The 14,555-nt window shown below is 72.2% G+C and carries 17 protein-coding genes; 9 read left to right on the forward strand and 8 right to left on the reverse strand.

Translation table 11 applies throughout. From position 1 onward, the window contains the following. The first annotated feature begins 253 nt into the window (after positions 1-253). On the forward strand, positions 254-2,605 hold the full coding sequence (locus ACFVYA_RS40160) for a RelA/SpoT family protein (RefSeq protein WP_387052572.1): 2,352 nt from the start codon (positions 254-256) through the stop codon (positions 2,603-2,605). Here the strand turns inward: ACFVYA_RS40160 and ACFVYA_RS40165 are convergent. Further along, a complete protein-coding gene (locus tag ACFVYA_RS40165; RefSeq protein ID WP_387052574.1) occupies positions 2,581-3,870 on the reverse strand; it encodes an amidohydrolase family protein in 1,290 nt (429 codons plus the stop codon). The genes ACFVYA_RS40160 and ACFVYA_RS40165 overlap by 25 nt on opposite strands. A gap of 51 nt (positions 3,871-3,921) precedes the next feature. On the opposite strand from ACFVYA_RS40165, the gene ACFVYA_RS40170 reads away from it, so the two are divergent. Then, positions 3,922-4,350, forward strand: a complete 429-nt coding sequence (locus ACFVYA_RS40170; RefSeq protein WP_285992453.1) for a MarR family winged helix-turn-helix transcriptional regulator — start codon at positions 3,922-3,924, stop codon at positions 4,348-4,350. An 82-nt stretch (positions 4,351-4,432) separates the two neighbouring features. On the opposite strand, the gene ACFVYA_RS40175 is transcribed toward ACFVYA_RS40170, so the two are convergent. Next, positions 4,433-4,834 (reverse strand): DUF1304 domain-containing protein, encoded by a 402-nt coding sequence (locus ACFVYA_RS40175; protein ID WP_387052576.1) that lies wholly within the window; start codon positions 4,832-4,834, stop codon positions 4,433-4,435. Beyond that, a complete protein-coding gene (locus ACFVYA_RS40180) occupies positions 4,831-5,154 on the reverse strand; it encodes a cupin domain-containing protein (protein ID WP_387052578.1) in 324 nt (107 codons plus the stop codon). The genes ACFVYA_RS40175 and ACFVYA_RS40180 overlap by 4 nt, the downstream gene beginning before the upstream one ends. On the opposite strand from ACFVYA_RS40180, the gene ACFVYA_RS40185 reads away from it, so the two are divergent. The 4 genes from ACFVYA_RS40185 to ACFVYA_RS40200 all read left to right on the forward strand — a co-directional run bounded on the left by ACFVYA_RS40185 (position 5,098) and on the right by ACFVYA_RS40200 (position 8,309). Further along, complete coding sequence (locus ACFVYA_RS40185) at positions 5,098-5,604, forward strand: hypothetical protein (protein WP_387052580.1); 507 nt, start codon at positions 5,098-5,100, stop codon at positions 5,602-5,604. The genes ACFVYA_RS40180 and ACFVYA_RS40185 overlap by 57 nt on opposite strands. 82 nt (positions 5,605-5,686) lie before the next feature. Further along, positions 5,687-6,148, forward strand: coding sequence for a LuxR C-terminal-related transcriptional regulator (locus tag ACFVYA_RS40190; RefSeq protein WP_387052582.1), 462 nt, complete (start codon positions 5,687-5,689; stop codon positions 6,146-6,148). A 158-nt stretch (positions 6,149-6,306) separates the two neighbouring features. Beyond that, positions 6,307-7,968 (forward strand): hypothetical protein, encoded by a 1,662-nt coding sequence (locus tag ACFVYA_RS40195; RefSeq protein WP_387052584.1) that lies wholly within the window; start codon positions 6,307-6,309, stop codon positions 7,966-7,968. After that, the gene (locus tag ACFVYA_RS40200; RefSeq protein ID WP_387052586.1) at positions 7,968-8,309 is read left to right on the forward strand and encodes a hypothetical protein; all 342 of its coding nucleotides are present in this window, start codon (positions 7,968-7,970) and stop codon (positions 8,307-8,309) included. Before ACFVYA_RS40195 ends, ACFVYA_RS40200 begins: the two co-directional genes overlap by 1 nt. Here ACFVYA_RS40200 and ACFVYA_RS40205 read toward each other — a convergent pair. Then, the gene (locus ACFVYA_RS40205) at positions 8,306-9,139 is read right to left on the reverse strand and encodes an alpha/beta fold hydrolase (protein ID WP_387052588.1); all 834 of its coding nucleotides are present in this window, start codon (positions 9,137-9,139) and stop codon (positions 8,306-8,308) included. The two genes, ACFVYA_RS40200 and ACFVYA_RS40205, sit on opposite strands and share 4 nt — an antisense overlap. 74 nt (positions 9,140-9,213) lie before the next feature. Between ACFVYA_RS40205 and ACFVYA_RS40210 the strand changes: the two genes are divergently transcribed. After that, positions 9,214-9,993 carry an enoyl-CoA hydratase/isomerase family protein gene (locus ACFVYA_RS40210; protein WP_387052590.1) on the forward strand — a complete coding sequence of 260 codons (780 nt, stop codon included), beginning with the start codon at positions 9,214-9,216 and terminating at the stop codon, positions 9,991-9,993. On the opposite strand, the gene ACFVYA_RS40215 is transcribed toward ACFVYA_RS40210, so the two are convergent. From ACFVYA_RS40215 to ACFVYA_RS40230, 4 genes are all read right to left on the reverse strand, one after another. Then, complete coding sequence (locus ACFVYA_RS40215; protein WP_387052592.1) at positions 9,980-10,558, reverse strand: hypothetical protein; 579 nt, start codon at positions 10,556-10,558, stop codon at positions 9,980-9,982. The genes ACFVYA_RS40210 and ACFVYA_RS40215 overlap by 14 nt on opposite strands. Positions 10,559-10,653: 95 nt before the next feature. Further along, positions 10,654-11,472, reverse strand: a complete 819-nt coding sequence (locus ACFVYA_RS40220) for a LysM peptidoglycan-binding domain-containing protein (RefSeq protein WP_387052595.1) — start codon at positions 11,470-11,472, stop codon at positions 10,654-10,656. 75 nt (positions 11,473-11,547) lie between these two features. Then, a complete protein-coding gene (locus ACFVYA_RS40225) occupies positions 11,548-12,327 on the reverse strand; it encodes an aminotransferase class IV family protein (protein ID WP_387052597.1) in 780 nt (259 codons plus the stop codon). A gap of 4 nt (positions 12,328-12,331) precedes the next feature. Beyond that, positions 12,332-13,207, reverse strand: coding sequence for a peptidylprolyl isomerase (locus ACFVYA_RS40230; protein WP_285992442.1), 876 nt, complete (start codon positions 13,205-13,207; stop codon positions 12,332-12,334). Between the two features lie 148 nt (positions 13,208-13,355). Here ACFVYA_RS40230 and ACFVYA_RS40235 point away from each other — a divergent pair, with 148 nt between their 5' ends. Both ACFVYA_RS40235 and ACFVYA_RS40240 read left to right on the forward strand, forming a co-directional pair. After that, the gene (locus ACFVYA_RS40235) at positions 13,356-13,928 is read left to right on the forward strand and encodes an MBL fold metallo-hydrolase (RefSeq protein ID WP_387052599.1); all 573 of its coding nucleotides are present in this window, start codon (positions 13,356-13,358) and stop codon (positions 13,926-13,928) included. Next, entirely contained in the window at positions 13,925-14,554 is a 630-nt protein-coding gene (locus tag ACFVYA_RS40240) for a hypothetical protein (RefSeq protein WP_387052600.1), read from the forward strand. The genes ACFVYA_RS40235 and ACFVYA_RS40240 overlap by 4 nt, the downstream gene beginning before the upstream one ends. Position 14,555 lies beyond the last annotated feature (1 nt).

Consider the following 14,555-nt stretch of genomic DNA (forward strand, 5'->3'; position numbering starts at 1 on the left):
GCGTGATCCAGCCCGGAACTCACGTGATTGAAGCCGGAACTCGCGTGATTGAAGCCGGAACTCGCGAGTTCCGGCTTCAATCACGCCGGTGACGGCTCGGATCACGTGAGTGACGGGTTCCGCCCCGCCGCGACACCGGTGAACCGGCTGGTCCCGGCGCCTGCGTCACCCTGAACGGGCGCACCCGGCGGGGCCGCTGGGCGCAACGGCTACCCTGGTGGTCCGAAGGCCGCACGAGCAGCAGGAGGTGCGGGTGAGCCAGGAGCTCGACGCCGCGGTGCCCGCGAAGCAGGGCGCCCCGCAGAACGGGCAGGCGGCACCGCCCGCGCCGCCGAAACCGAACGGCGCGGCGCCGAACCCGTCGGCGACCCGGCGCGTCCGGGCGCGGCTCGCCCGGCGGATCACCGCGCAGCGCGCGGCCCCGGTCAAGCAGGTCCTCGAACCCCTGGCCGTCATCCACCGCGAGCTCCACCCCAACGGCGACCTCGGGCTGCTCCAGCGCGCCTACGACGTCGCCGAGGAACTGCACCGCAACCAGCGGCGCAAGTCCGGCGACCCGTACATCACCCACCCGCTCGCCGTCGCCACGATCCTCGCCGAGCTGGGCATGGACACCACGACCCTGGTCGCGGCGCTGCTGCACGACACGGTCGAGGACACCGGCTACGCCGTCGAGAGCCTGAAGGCCGACTTCGGCGACAAGGTCGCCGAGCTGGTCGACGGCGTCACGAAGCTGGACAAGGTGCAGCTCGGCTCGTCCGCCGAAGCCGAGACCATCCGCAAGATGGTCATCGCGATGGCCAAGGACCCCCGGGTGCTGGTCATCAAGCTCGCCGACCGGCTGCACAACATGCGCACCATGCGCTTCCTGCCGCCGGAGAAGCAGGCCCGCAAGGCCCGCGAGACCCTCGAGGTGCTCGCGCCGCTGGCCCACCGCCTCGGCATGGCCACGGTCAAGTGGGAGCTGGAGGACCTGGCGTTCGCCATCCTGCAGCCCAAGAAGTACGACGAAATAGTGCGCCTGGTCGCCGACCGCGCGCCCTCGCGCGACATCTACCTGCGCTCGGTCATCACGGACCTGACCAGCAACCTCGTCTCGTCGCGGATCACCGCGAAGGTCGAAGGCCGGCCGAAGCACTACTACTCGATCCACCAGAAGATGATCGTCCGCGGCCGCGACCTGGACGACATCCACGACCTGGTCGGCGTGCGGATCCTGGTCGAGGACGTCCGAGACTGCTACGCGGCGATGGGTGTCGTGCACGCGCTGTGGCAGCCGGTGCCCGGCCGGTTCAAGGACTACATCGCGCAGCCGCGCTTCGGCGTCTACCAGTCGCTGCACACGACGGTGATCGGCCCGGACGGCAAGCCCCTCGAGGTGCAGATCCGCACCTACGAGATGCACCGCACCGCCGAGTACGGCATCGCCGCGCACTGGCGCTACAAGGAAACCAAGGGCACCCACTCCGGCAACGGCGTGGACGTCGACGAGATGGCGTGGATGCGCCAGCTCCTCGACTGGCAGCGGGAGGCGGCGGACCCGGGCGACTTCCTCGAGTCGCTGCGCTACGAGCTGGCCTCGCGCGAGATCTTCGTGTTCACGCCGAAGGGCGACGTGATCACGCTCCCGGTCGAGTCCACGCCGGTCGACTTCGCCTACGCCGTGCACACCGAGGTCGGCCACCGGTGCATCGGCGCCCGCGTCAACGGCCGCCTGGTCGCGCTCGAACGCAAGCTGGAAAACGGCGAAGTCGTCGAGATCTTCACGTCGAAGGCCGAGAACGCCGGGCCGTCGCGGGATTGGCTGCAGTTCGCCGGCTCGCCGAAGGCGCGCGCCAAGATCCGGCAGTGGTTCGCCAAGGAACGCCGCGACGAGGCGATCGAAGGCGGCAAGGAAGCCATCACCAAGGAGATCCGCAAGGTCGGCCTGCCGATCCAGCGGCTGGTCTCCGCGGAGTCGATGGGGGCGGTGGCCACCGAGCTGCGCCACGCCGACATCTCGTCGCTGTACGCGGCGGTCGGCGAGGGACACACGAGCGCGAAGCACGTCGTGCAGCGCCTGGTCGCGCTGATCGGCGGTGTCGACGCCGCGGAGGAGGAGCTCGCCGAGCGCGCGACGCCGTCCACGGTGACCCGCCGCCGCGGCTCCAACGACGTCGGCGTGGTGGTCAAGGGCGCCAGCGACGTCTGGGCGAAGCTCGCCCGCTGCTGCACCCCGGTGCCGGGCGACGAGATCCTCGGGTTCGTGACCCGCGGCGGCGGCGTTTCGGTGCACCGCACCGACTGCACGAACGCCGGTGACCTGCAGTCCCAGCCCGAGCGGCTGGTCGAGGTCGAGTGGGCGCCCTCGGCGTCTTCGGTGTTCCTGGTGGCCATCCAGGTCGAGGCGCTCGACCGGCACCGCCTGCTCTCGGACGTGACCAAGGTGCTGGCCGACGAGAGGGTCAACATCCTGTCGGCGTCGGTCACCACGTCCCGCGACCGGGTCGCGGTCAGCCGCTTCTCGTTCGAGATGGGCGACACGAAGCACCTCGGCCACGTCCTCAAGGTGGTGCGCGGCGTGGAAGGCGTCTACGACGTCTACCGCGTGACGTCGGCTTCCTGAGGCTGCCACGACCCGTCGACCGGGACGCCCGCGGCCGCGGCGATCCGGTCGCGGGACTCGAGCAGCCGCGCGCGCAGGGCGGGCAGGTCCAGGCCGAGCAGCCTGCCGTCGCGCTTGACCGCCTCTCCGGCGACGAAGACGCTGTCGACCAGGCCGGGGTGACCGGCGCTGACGATCGTGCCGATGGCGTCGCCCACCGGGAAGACCGCCGGGTCCTCGGCGTCGAGCAGGACCAGGTCGGCGTCCTTGCCGACGGTGATGCTGCCGGTCCGGGCACCGAGCCCGCAGGTCCGGGCACCGTCCACAGTGGCGAACGAGAGGACGTCCCGGGTCGTGAGGGCGCCGCGCTCGGCCGCCAGCGCGGTGCGCATGGCGGAGAACATGTCGCCGCCGGCGGACGGGCAGTCGTCGACCGACAGCGACGGGCGGATCCCGGCCGCCAGCGCGCGGCCGGTGATGAGCGGTTCGAAGCCCATCTTCAGCTCGACGTCCGGGCTGACCGACACCGAGCCGCCCACGTCGGCCAGCATCGCCAGCTGGTCGTCGGAGAGCCCGTTGCCGTGGACGACGGTCGTGCGGTCGCCGAGCAGGCCCTGCTCGTGCATCCAGGCGAGCGGCCGGTCGCCCCGCGGCCAGCCGCCGGTGCCGTGGACGTGCACGCTCATCCGGAGGTCCAGTTCCCGCGCCAGTGCGACATCCGCGGTGGTTTCGTCCAATGTGGACATCACCGGGCCGCGCAGGCCGAGTGCCATGTCTTCGCCCGCGAGCAGGGCCCGCACCCGCCGGATCTCCGGCGCGATGTCCGGACCCGCGGCGCCGTAGCAGAAGATCGAGCGGCCCGGCGCGTCACCCAGCGCCTGGATCGCGGCGTCGGCGTTCTCGGGGCGGTCGGCGCGGTGGAACCAGTCGAGCAGGGTGGTGACGCCCGAGTTCAGCGCTTCGATCCGGCCGAGCAGGTTGCCCAGGTACACGTCTTCCGGGCGGTAGTGCGGCCCGAGCGTGCCGTGCACGGCGACGCGGTACTGGCCGAACGTCCAGTCGGCACCGAGACCGCGGAACGCGGTCTGCCAGGTGTGCCGGTGGGTGTCCACGAAGCCGGGCATGACGATCTTGCCGCTCGCGTCGACGACTTCGGCCCCGGCCGCGTCCAGGTCCGGGCCGATCGCGGCGATCCGGCCGTCTTCGATGAGCACGTCCGCGCGGGGGAGCGTCCCGACCGCCGGATCCATGCTGACCACCAAGCCACCGCGCACAAGCTTGTCCATGGGTGTCCTTCCCCAAGAGTTGATACGTCAACTCTAGCCTAGACTGGAGCCATGGCGGAGATGGGCCCGGCGGACTGGGCGTTCTGGGACACCTGGATGCGCGCGCAGCGCCTGCTCGTCCGCGAGCTCGACCGCGGCCTGCAGCGCGACTGCGGCATCTCGAAGGCCGAGTTCAGCGTGCTGGTGACGTTGCGGCGCCCGATGCGCGTCGGCGAGCTCGCCGACGCGCTCGACTGGGAGAAGAGCCGGGTCGCGCACCTGCTGACGCGCATGGAGAAGCGCGGCCTGGTCGCGCGCACCGAGGACGGCGCCGGGGGCAGGCGCACCGGGATCGAGCTGACCGGCGAAGGCCGCCGCCTCGCCGGCAACGCCACCCGGGCCCACGGCGCCAACATCCGCCGGCTCGTCCTCGACCGGCTCACGCCCGACCAGGCCGCCGCCATCCGGGCCTGGAGCGAGCAGCTGATCGAATCCGCTTAGCGGCCGGTTGAACGAGTTCGGCACCTCCGGGGCCACGTCGTCTCTACGCCGATCGCGCGCGAAGTCATTCTGAACCGACCGCTCAGAACAGCGCCCCGACCAGGGCGATCAGCGGCGGCACCGCCTGCGCGAGGGCGCCACCGCGGCCCGCGCCGCGGGGCCGGCTGAGCGCGCGCACGTCCGAGACACCGAGGGCGATCCCCGCCAGCAGCATGAACCCGCAGCAGTAGCGCACCAGCCAGCGCCCGGCGTCGACGTGGCCGGTGTGCAGCAGGACCAGCCCGAGCACCGGGCCGGCGGCGAGGAACAGGTTGTAGCACCCGACGTTGAACGACCACAGCCGGGTGGCGGGCAGGTTCGCCGGCGGGATCTTGAAGATGCCCTCGTGCACGCCCCGCCGTTCGAACAGCAGCGCCTCCCAGGCGAACGCCAGCAGGTGCACCAGTACCGCCACCCCGGCGAAGATCTGCGCGACGGCGTTCACGGCACGAGCTCGATCCCGTGGCGCCCGGCGATCTCCGGAATCCGGTCCGGCGTCGCCTGGTCGACGGCGCGGAAGAACCGGCCCATCCCGTCGGTCAGGCACATCGCGAGGAACTGGGCCGACGGCGTGTGCACCGTGAAGGTGTTGACCGCGCCCGCCGGGATGCTGATCGACGCTCCGGGGCCGAGGTCGTGGAGTTCGCCGTCCACGTACACCGTGATCCGCCCGTGCAGGACGTAGAAGCTCTTCGCCCAGGGCTCGGCGTGCGGCGGGACGTCGCCGCGCTCGCCACGGCGGGCCTCGGCGTCGCCGAGCTGCACGCCGCCGCCATCGAGCTGGTCGACCGCGTGGTGCCCGCCGAGCTGACGTGCTGGGCGTCGCTCGACCCGGACACCGCGGTGATCAGCTCGATGACCAGCGGCCGGGCCCGCATCCCCGGTGAGTACGAGCCGCTGCTGGCGACCTACGAGTACGACGGCGCCCAGCCCCACACCTTCGCCGAGCTGGCACTGCTGCTTGCGGGGGTTCCGGGTGGCGGAGCCCCCGGCCTGGGGCGGAGCCCCGGGTGTCACGGCGGGCAGTGCCGGTGGCGCGCCTGTCGGACCTGCCCCGCCGGGCCGCCGAGCGCAGCGGCCGGTTCGCCGAGGTTTGGCGGCCGCTGGGGCTCGGCCACGAGCTGCGCGTCGTGTTCCGGGTCGACGGCACGTCGTGGGGCGCGGCCGGCCTGGTGCGGCGCGGTGAGTTCAGCGACCGCGAGGTCGAGTTCCTGACTTCGGTCGCCCCGGCTCTGGCGGCGGCGACGCGGGTGGCGCGCGCGCCCGCGGCACGGGGGAGCGGGCGGAACCGGCGATCGTGGTCGTCGGGCCGGACGGCGGGCAGCGGGCGGCCACCGCGGCGGCCGCGGTGTGGCGCGCCGAACTCGACGAGATCGCCCCGGGCCGGTTCGCCGTCCTGCTGCGCGCGGTGGTGACGAGGGCCGCGCGGCGGCGACGCGCCCGGGTGCGCGACGCCCACGGCGGGTGGATCGTGCTGCACGCCGGCCGGCTGGTGGCCGGGGCGGAGGACGACGGTGAGACGGTCGTGACCGTCGACCGCGCTTCGGGTGCGGAGCTGCTGGGGGTGCTGCTCGCCGCCTACGGCCTGACCGCCCGGGAGCGCGACGTCTGCCGCGAGGTGCTGGCCGGACTGTCCACAGCGGACATCGCGGCCCGGCTGGCGATCTCGACCCACACGGTGCAGGACCACCTCAAGTCGGTGTTCGGCAAGGTGGGGGTCCGCAGCCGTGGGGAGCTGACCGCGAAGCTGATGTCCTGACCATTCCCGCGTGGCGGCGGAAAACTGCCGGGAGGGACGGCAGGGACATTCGTGCCCGAAATGCGGTGCCGCCGTCCGCAACTGCATGATACCGTCCGCAAATTGCGGGGGAGCGGGCTGTCCGGCGACCGGGATCCCCGGCCTGACAAGGGGGCAGCATGGCCGATGACACCACGCGCTACCTGTGCGCGGCGTCCTACCTCGACCCCGCCTACAGCCGGCGGGCCATCTCCGAGTTCCTCGTCGAGCCCACCCGGCCGGTGCCGCCGTCACCGGGCCTCGACGCGGGCCGCGTGCTCACCGAGGCGGTGCGGGCGCGGGCGCGCCGCAAGAACTACGACGGGCTGCTGGTGGTGCTCATGGCCGTCGTCATCGGGCTGTTGTGGGACAACCCGCTGCTCTACGGCTGGATCGTGCTTTCGCTGGTGCTCGTCGTCGCGCGGGCGGGGAAGAACGCCTACGCGACGGAGAAGAGTCTCAACCCGAAAACCTTGGTCGTGCTCGGGATCGCGGTCGTCGTCGCCTGGCTGCTGCTGTCCTATTCGGACGAGATCTTCGGCTCCGGAAGCAGTTACTCCTCCGGCCGGTACTACGGCCAAGACGTCTATTCCGACAGTTCCCCGGGCGGCGACACCGCCCGGACCGTCATCGGCGTCGTGCTCGCGGTGGTCGTGTGCGTGGCCGTGACGATCGAGCGCTGGTCCCTGTGGAACCTGCTGACGACGCGCTTCAAGCGGTTCGGCGGGGCCGCGGACGGCGGCGGCAGCCTCACCGGCCTGCTCACCGAAGACTTCCGGGGCCAGCTCGCCCGCTACCAGGGGAGCGCGGAACCCGCCGAGCCGCCGGGTGCGCCCTTGGTGGTGTACCGCGGGTACAACCCGTTCGTGGGCGCCGGTTTCCGGCGTGACGCCTGGTCCATGGCGATCCCGCTGGAGCGGATCGAGGACGGCGAAGGCCGGCCGAAGCTGACCACCGAAGCCCTGTACGACGGGGTCCGCACGGCGATCGCGGACCTCCGCCACGCGAACGCGCTGTCGCCGGACCACCGGCTCGGCGGGCTGACGGTGACCGAGGCGGTGTTCACCCCGGCCACCGAGCTCGTCGACCACCTGGGGGAGCCGGAAGCCGCCGCCTACCTGCCGGACATCGAGCGCCCGCCGCACACCCGGCTCAGCGAGGCCGACGTCGCCCGGCTCCGCACCGAACCGAAGGAGTGGGCGCGCTACTACCTGTCCTTCCAGGTGGAGACGTGGGACCGCGACCTGGTGCTCACGACTTTCCTGCACGTCGCGGTGGACGACACCACGCTGTACGCCGAGTGGACGCCGTACATGCTGCCGCCGATCCGGGCCGAGTACCGCGTGGTGGACAAGATGCGGCCGGATTCGCTGCGCCCGCTCGGGCAGGGCCTGCTGGCCTGGCTGGAGATGCCGGCGAGCCTGCCGGGCCGGATCCTGAACCTCGCGTCGTGGATCCGGCAGCCGAAGCGCGAGCCCGGCGTCGTGGACCCGGACCGCTACGGCGCCGCGAGCACGCTGCGCGAACTCGCGTCGGTGAACCTGTTCACCGACTACTTCCAGCTCGTCGACATCGCCCGGTACGAGAAGATCATCGAAAGCCGGCTCCTGCCGGCGATCGGCAAGCTCCTCGGCGACGCCGGCTTCTCGACGGCGAAGTTCGAGGAGCAGGCGGCGGTCGTGATCAACAACGACATCACCATCCGCGGCGACAACCGCGGGCCGATCACCCAGACCGGGCTGCGCACCCCGCGCCCACGGCCGCCCGCGGCCTCCGGCCGCGTGACCAGGACGGAGACCTGATGGGACACCGCATCACGAACAAGGTCAGCATCGGCGGCGACAATTCGGGCAAGATCACCCAGACGGGCATCGAAGCCGGCGGCGCCGAAACAGCGGTCTCGTCGTTGCTCGAGCTGGTCGAGCGGCTGGCGACCGAGGTGCGCGGCCAGGACCTCGCGAAGCAGGAGGTCGTGGAGGACACGCTGACCGACCTGGCGGCCGATCTGCGCACGGGCGACGCCGCGGAGCCGGCGGTGGTGCGCAGCCGCTGGGAAAAGGTCAAGGGCCTGCTGGGTGGGGTGGTGCAGTTTTCCGAGCTGGTCGCCAAGATCTCCGACCAGGTGCAGAAGATCTTCGGCTAGAGGAACTTCCGCAGCAGGGCGTTGACCTCGTCCGGCCGTTCCATCGACGGCAGGTGCCCGGTGTCGGCCAGCTCGACCAGTTCGGCCCGTGGCAACGATTCCGCCAAGTGCGCCGACAGTTCCACCAGCCCCCGCGCGTCCGACGTCCCGATCACCACCAGGGCCGGTGTGGTGATCTCGGCCAGCCGGTGCCGGGTGTCCGGGATCCGCTCCGTCCACTGTGGAGTGGTCCAGTCGTGCCGGTACACCTGCTCGCACATCTCCCGGACCAGCGCGACCATTTCAGCGGGCAGCGCGGAGACTTCGCGTGCGGGTCCGGCGACCAGGTAGCGGATGTTGGCGTCCGCCATGGCCTGCACGTCCGCCGGGTCGACGTCGCCTTCCCGGGCCTGGTAGCGGGCGAACCGGTCGGCGGGGACGGCCTCGGCGGCCAGCCGGGCGAAGTCCGCCAGCATGTGGTCCGGCCAGGTGTGCCCGGTGAGACCCGAGCCGAGCAGCGCCAGCCGGGTGATCCGCTCCGGCGCGGCGAGGGCGGCGTCCAGCGCGCACGCCCCGCCCATCGACGCCCCGACCAGCGCGGCCTGCTCGATCCCCCGGGCATCGAGCAGGGCCAGCAGGTCCTCGAAGTGGGCGTGTTCGCCGTTCTCGCCGCGGGTTTCCCCGAACCCGCGGCGGTCGTAGCGGATCACCCGGTGGGTGGCGGCGAGCTCGGTGAACTGCGCGTCCCACATCCGGCGGTCGCCCAGTGCGGCGTGCAGCAGCACGACCGCGGGCCCCTCTCCCGCTTCGTCGTAGCCGAACGCCGTCCCGCCCACCTCGATCGCCGCCATGGCCCCCAAACTAGCCACCCGACCGCGTCACACACCGCAGGTTTCGCTCAGGGCGAGAAGCTAGGGTGCCGGTCATGACCGACGGATTCGACCTGACGCGCGACGGCGAAGTCGCCCGCCTGACGCTCACCCGGCCGGAGAAGATGAACGCCATCACCTACGGCATGTGGGCGGCGATCCCGGACGTCGTCGCCGAGGTGGAAGCCGATCCGGCGCTGAAGGCGCTGGTGATCGCCGGGGCCGGCGAGCACTTCTCCGCCGGCGCCGACATCAGCGAGTTCGGGGAGCTGCGCACCACGGCGGACGGCGCGGCGGCTTACGACAAGGCCGTCGAGGGCGCGGTCGCCGCCCTCACCGCGCTGCGCAAGCCGTCGGTCGCGATGATCCAGGGCAACTGCATCGGCGGCGGCTGCCAGGTTTCGGTCGCCTGCGACTTCCGGTTCGCCGCCGAGGGCGCGCGGTTCGGCATCACCCCGGCGAAGCTCGGCATCGTCTACCACTTCGATTCGACCCGCCAGCTCGTCTCGCTCGTGGGGCCGGCCCACGCCAAGTACTTCCTCCTGTCCGGCGAGCTGATCACCGCCGTCCGCGCCCGGGAAATCGGACTGCTCAACGACGTCTTCCCGGCCGACGACCTCGAAGCCTCGACGCTGGCGTTCGTGGAGACGTTGTGCTCGCGGTCCCAGGCGTCGATCCGCGGGATGAACCGGATCATCGAAAAGATCGTCGCCGGGCAGGAAACCCCGGACGCCGAGGTCGAGGAGATCCGCTCGGAAGCCCTGCACGGCGAGGACTACGCGGAGGGCGTCGCCGCGTTCCTCGAGCGGCGGCCGCCGCGGTTCACCTTTCGCTGACCTCGAAGTCCAGGTAGGCGTGGAAGTGCTCGGCGACGACGTCGGTGACGCCGTCGGGGCCGAGCTTGCCGTCGATCTCGATGACGCGGATGCCGAGGTCCCGTGCCGCCCGCACGGCTTGGGCGGCGAGCATCCGGTCGCGGGTGAGCCGGGTGCGCTGCTGCGGGATCGCGGGGGCGTCCGGCCGGTGCCGGAGCTGGTGCTGGCGGAACAGCTCGGTCGGCACCAGCACCACCATGCGGCCGGGCGAGTCCACCAGCGGGGCGACGAGCTCCGGCCGCAGTCCCCGGCCTTCGGCGACGACCGGCCGGGGCGAGGTCAGCGCGCGCAGGTCGTCGAGCGCGCGGTGGAAGCGGTGGCCGAACTCGGCCATCATCGCGGCCAGCTGGTCGCCGGCCGGGAGGTCGTCCGGCAGCGGGGCGCCGGGCCGGGCCCGGTCGTCGTGGTGGTAGGCCGTCAGGCCGTGCCGCTCGGCCAGCAGCCGCGCGACGGTGGACTTGCCGGTCCACGGAGCGCCACCGATCCACAGCGCCTTCCGGAGGGTGCCGAACGGATCCCGGGTCATGGGACGACTATCGCGGGCCCGGCGGCCCGATGGCCAGTGTTCCGGTGCCGGTTGATCCGTTCAGCGCAGAGTGACGCGGGACGCACGCCGCGGGGTCACGGCCGGTCGCCTTCGCCGTCGACCACGAGCACGGTCGCGGAGTCCGCGAAATCCGGCTGCGGGCCGATCCGGAAGTGGAACCGCGAGCCCGGTCGCACCGCGGCGATCACCTGGGTTTCGGCCGTGTCGAGCACGATGATCGCGTGCTCGGCGGTGATCGGTTCCGGGCGCAGCACGACGTCCGGGCGCGGCTCGGGGACGACGATCGGGAGCGGCAGGGTGCCGCTGACCGAGCCGGTGCCGAAGTCCTCCTCCTCGCGCGGGGGCGGTTCGAACGGGGCCGGCGGGAGCAGTTGCGGACGGCGCCGCCACCAGAGCCCGGCGAGCAGGCCGGTCAGCAGGCCGCCGGTGCCGCTGACGGCCGAAGCCAGGCCGACGCCGAGACCGGACGTCTCCTCGGCCGGAGCGGGCTTGGCCACCGGAGCGGCGGGTGCGACGGGAGCGGGGGCCGGCAGCGGGCCGAACTGCACGCCCGGCTTCTGGACGGCGTCCTCGGGCAGCTGGAGCACCTGGCCGGGCTCGATCGCCGCGGCATCGGTGAACGGCGTGCCGTCCGGCCGCGGCCGGCCCTGGTTCAGCTGGAAGATCTCGGGGAATCGGCGGCCGTCGCCGAGCGCCCGTTCGGCGATCTTGAACAGCGTGATGTCCTCGGGGGTGTCGGCGTGCGGCACGATGTAGTACTTGACCGGCGGCGGCGGGTCGGCCTGGGCGAGCGCGGGACCGCCGGCGAGCACGGCGAAGAGGACACCGGCGCAGCCGGCCTGACCGGCCCGCCCGAGGACGCGGCGAACCGCGGGAACCCGGTTTTCGACCATCGGTCGGCACCTCTCCACGACGACCCGGCGGGCCTGGCGGTATTGCCCTCTACACGGGGCGGGTGCGGACGTGGTTCAGATCTTGTCCCACGGCACGGTCTCGTACGCTTCGGCGAGCAGGGCCACGGCGTGGTCGGCAGGCGGCAGCACGAGGTCGTCGACGGACGCGACCGCGCGCCCGGGCGTCTCGGAGTTCGTCACGAACACGGCATCGAAATCGCGGAGGTCGGCGGGCCGGACCTCGCGCTTCTCCTGCGGCACGCCGAGCCGCCGCAGGGCTTCCTGCTGCACCAGCATCGTGATCCCGGGCAGCACCGCGGCTTCCGGCCACACGACGGTGTGCCCGGCGAGGAAGCCGGCGTTCCAGATCGAGGCTTCGCTGATCCGGCCCTGGCGGTCGACGAACAGCGCGTCGTCGAAGCCTGCCAACCGGGCCTGGCGGGCTTCGTGGATCAGGCCGAACGTGCCGAGGTGCTTGACCTCCGGCAGATCGCGCTCGTAACGCACGGTCCGGAGGCGCAGCGGCGCCGGGTCGGGCCGGCGCGGCGGGCCCGTCCGGACCAGGATCTCGGGGGTCATCGGCTCGTCGAAGGACCGTGTGAGCACGACGACCCGGACCGAGAGCGCGGATTCCCCGGCGATCGCCTGCCGGACGTAGGCCCGCACGAGGCCGGCGTCGAGCTCGGTGCCGAACAGCAGCCGCGTGCTCGTGGCGAGCCGCTCGAGGTGGAACGCGAGCCCGCGGACCCGCCCGTCCCGGACCTGCATCGCGGTGAAGTGGCCGTAGGAGACCATTCCCGCGAGTGCGGCGTCCGGGCCGAGCGGATCCCCGTTCAGCTCGAAGCGGGGCGGCATCGGACTACGAGACAGTGACGCCCGTGAACTTGACCTGCTTGGTCGGCGCTCCGGTGCCGTCCTGCGGGCTCGGGTTCGCGATGCCGGCCTTCGCCACCGCGTCGAGCACCTTCAGGCCCTCGTCGCTGATGCTGCCGAACACCGAGTAGTCCGCCGGGAGGCCGTCGGCGCTGCCGTAGACCATGAAGAACTGGCTGCCGCCGGAGTTCGGGGCCTGCGTCTTCGCCATGGCGAGGATGCCGCGGCCGTACTTGATCTCCGGGAACGCCTCGTCCGGCATCGTGTAGCCGGGGCCGCCCTGGCCGTCCTGGGTCGCGTCGCCGGTGGCCGAGGGGTCACCGCACTGCAGCATCTGCAGGCCTTCGGTGCCGAGCCGGTGGCACATGGTGTCGTTGTAGAAGTTCTGCTTGGCGAGGCTGATGAAGCTCTGCACCGCGCAGGGGGCGAGCGCCCGGTCGAGCGTCAGCGGGATGTCGCCCGCGGTGCTCTTGAGCGTCACGTTCACCGTGCCGGTCGACGGGACGTTCTTGCCGTCCGGCGGGTTCACCTTCTTCGGCGCCTTGCCCGTCGAGTCGGCCTTGAAGTCGCACGTCGTCGGGTTCGGCAACGGCGTCGCCCGCTTCGGCAGCGCGGTGCGCTGCGTCGGGATCTGGAGGTCGGTCGGCGGCGGAGCGGCCGAGGACGACGACGCCGCGGTGTTGGTGCTGTCGCCGCTGTTCGCGCTCACGATCCACACCACGACACCGGCGACGACGAGGACGGCCACGCCGACTACACCAGCCCCGATCATCCGGCGTCGCTTCTGCTGCTCCAATCGGCGCTCGAGCTGCCGCTCGAGTTTGCGCTTCGCAGCTTCGCGGCGCTGCTGGTTGGTCGCCACCCCGTACCCTCCAGGTTTCCGCTCGTCTCACACGTTTGAGGTAGCGGCAGTGTATGGGCACAGCCTGTGAGGACCATGTACAGGGCCCGCTAGTCTCAACCCGATCGTGATCGGCGCCATCCGGCGCGGATGTCCGGGGAGGCGTTCGGTGCTCGTCGTCGGGTTCGGCAGCGGCCCGCTGCAGGCCAACTGCTACCTGCTGGCGGCGGCCGCCGGCGGGCCGTGCGTGGTCGTGGATCCGGGCCAGGAGGTGGCCGCGCCGCTGGCCGCCGCGCTCGACGAGCACGGCCTGGTCCCCGCGGCCTTGCTGGCCACCCACGGGCACCCCGACCACGTCGCCTCGGCGGCCGCGCTGTCGGCCGAGCACGGCGTCCCGCTGCACCTGCACCCGGCCGACGCGCCGCTGTACGACGGTGACAGCGTGCCCCTTTCGCCGGGCGTGTACGCGGGGCTGGACGTCGACGTCCGGCCGGTGCCGGGCCACACCCCGGGATCGGTGGTGCTGGGCCTGGAGACGTCCGAGGGCGGCCGGCTGGCGCTGACCGGCGACACGCTGTTCGCCGGGTCGATCGGCCGCGGGGACGTGACGGCGGCGCTGCGGGACCTGCTGGCGGCGTTCCCGGACGACACGGTGGTGCTGCCGGGCCACGGCCCGGCGACGACGATCGGCCGGGAACGCGCGGGCAACCCGTTCCTCGCCGGGACGGGGGCGCGCGGATGACCGAGCGAATCGCGCTGTTCGAGGAGGATCCGCGCGGCCGCCGTCGCCGTGGCGGTTCGGGCCTGATCGGCGTCGTGATCGTCGCGGCGGCCTTCGGCGGGATCGCCGGCCTGATCGGCGGCACGGTGACCGGCCTGGTCGTCGCGCTGGTGATCGCGCTGCCGCTGCTGTACGTGATGGCGGTCAGCATCCGCCGTCGCGTCTGGCTGGAGGGTTCGACGCTGCTCGTGCGCACCTGGGGGCTGCGCCGAGTCGACCTGTCGACAGCGACCCGCCTCGACCTCGTCGTCGGCGACGTCCGCGGCAGCCGCACGGTGAGCCTGCTGGTCAACGCCGGTCAGCGGGGCAAGGTGGCGAAGGTGGACCTCGCCGTGTTCTCCGGGACGGGCGGGCGCGAGCTGGGCATCATGCAGCTGCGGAAGCTGGCGAACGCGCTGATGAACAACACCGAGGCGGACGGCCTCGTGTTCGGCGAGCTGCTGGTCGCCGAGCTGAAGGCGGAGGCACGCGGCTCCGGCGTGGCGGAGCGCCCGCTCTACCGGCTGGCGTCGGTGGCGCCGTCGGGCAAGTACGTGCAGCGCTTCACGATGGAAGCCGTCAGCCGGTTCGTGGCGACGCTGGACTGAG

Origin of the sequence: Amycolatopsis sp. NPDC058278 (assembly GCF_042881395.1) — a bacterium.
Classification (GTDB): domain Bacteria; phylum Actinomycetota; class Actinomycetes; order Mycobacteriales; family Pseudonocardiaceae; genus Amycolatopsis.

Coding starts and splice junctions, on each gene's coding strand:
- ACFVYA_RS40165 (WP_387052574.1), bottom strand. CDS start 3,870: ATGGACAAGCTTGTGCGCGGTGGCTTGGTGGTCAGCATGGATCCGGCG.
- ACFVYA_RS40170 (WP_285992453.1), top strand. CDS start 3,922: ATGGCGGAGATGGGCCCGGCGGACTGGGCGTTCTGGGACACCTGGATG.
- ACFVYA_RS40195 (WP_387052584.1), top strand. CDS start 6,307: ATGGCCGATGACACCACGCGCTACCTGTGCGCGGCGTCCTACCTCGAC.
- ACFVYA_RS40200 (WP_387052586.1), top strand. CDS start 7,968: ATGGGACACCGCATCACGAACAAGGTCAGCATCGGCGGCGACAATTCG.
- ACFVYA_RS40205 (WP_387052588.1), bottom strand. CDS start 9,139: ATGGCGGCGATCGAGGTGGGCGGGACGGCGTTCGGCTACGACGAAGCG.
- ACFVYA_RS40210 (WP_387052590.1), top strand. CDS start 9,214: ATGACCGACGGATTCGACCTGACGCGCGACGGCGAAGTCGCCCGCCTG.
- ACFVYA_RS40215 (WP_387052592.1), bottom strand. CDS start 10,558: ATGACCCGGGATCCGTTCGGCACCCTCCGGAAGGCGCTGTGGATCGGT.
- ACFVYA_RS40220 (WP_387052595.1), bottom strand. CDS start 11,472: ATGGTCGAAAACCGGGTTCCCGCGGTTCGCCGCGTCCTCGGGCGGGCC.
- ACFVYA_RS40225 (WP_387052597.1), bottom strand. CDS start 12,327: ATGCCGCCCCGCTTCGAGCTGAACGGGGATCCGCTCGGCCCGGACGCC.
- ACFVYA_RS40240 (WP_387052600.1), top strand. CDS start 13,925: ATGACCGAGCGAATCGCGCTGTTCGAGGAGGATCCGCGCGGCCGCCGT.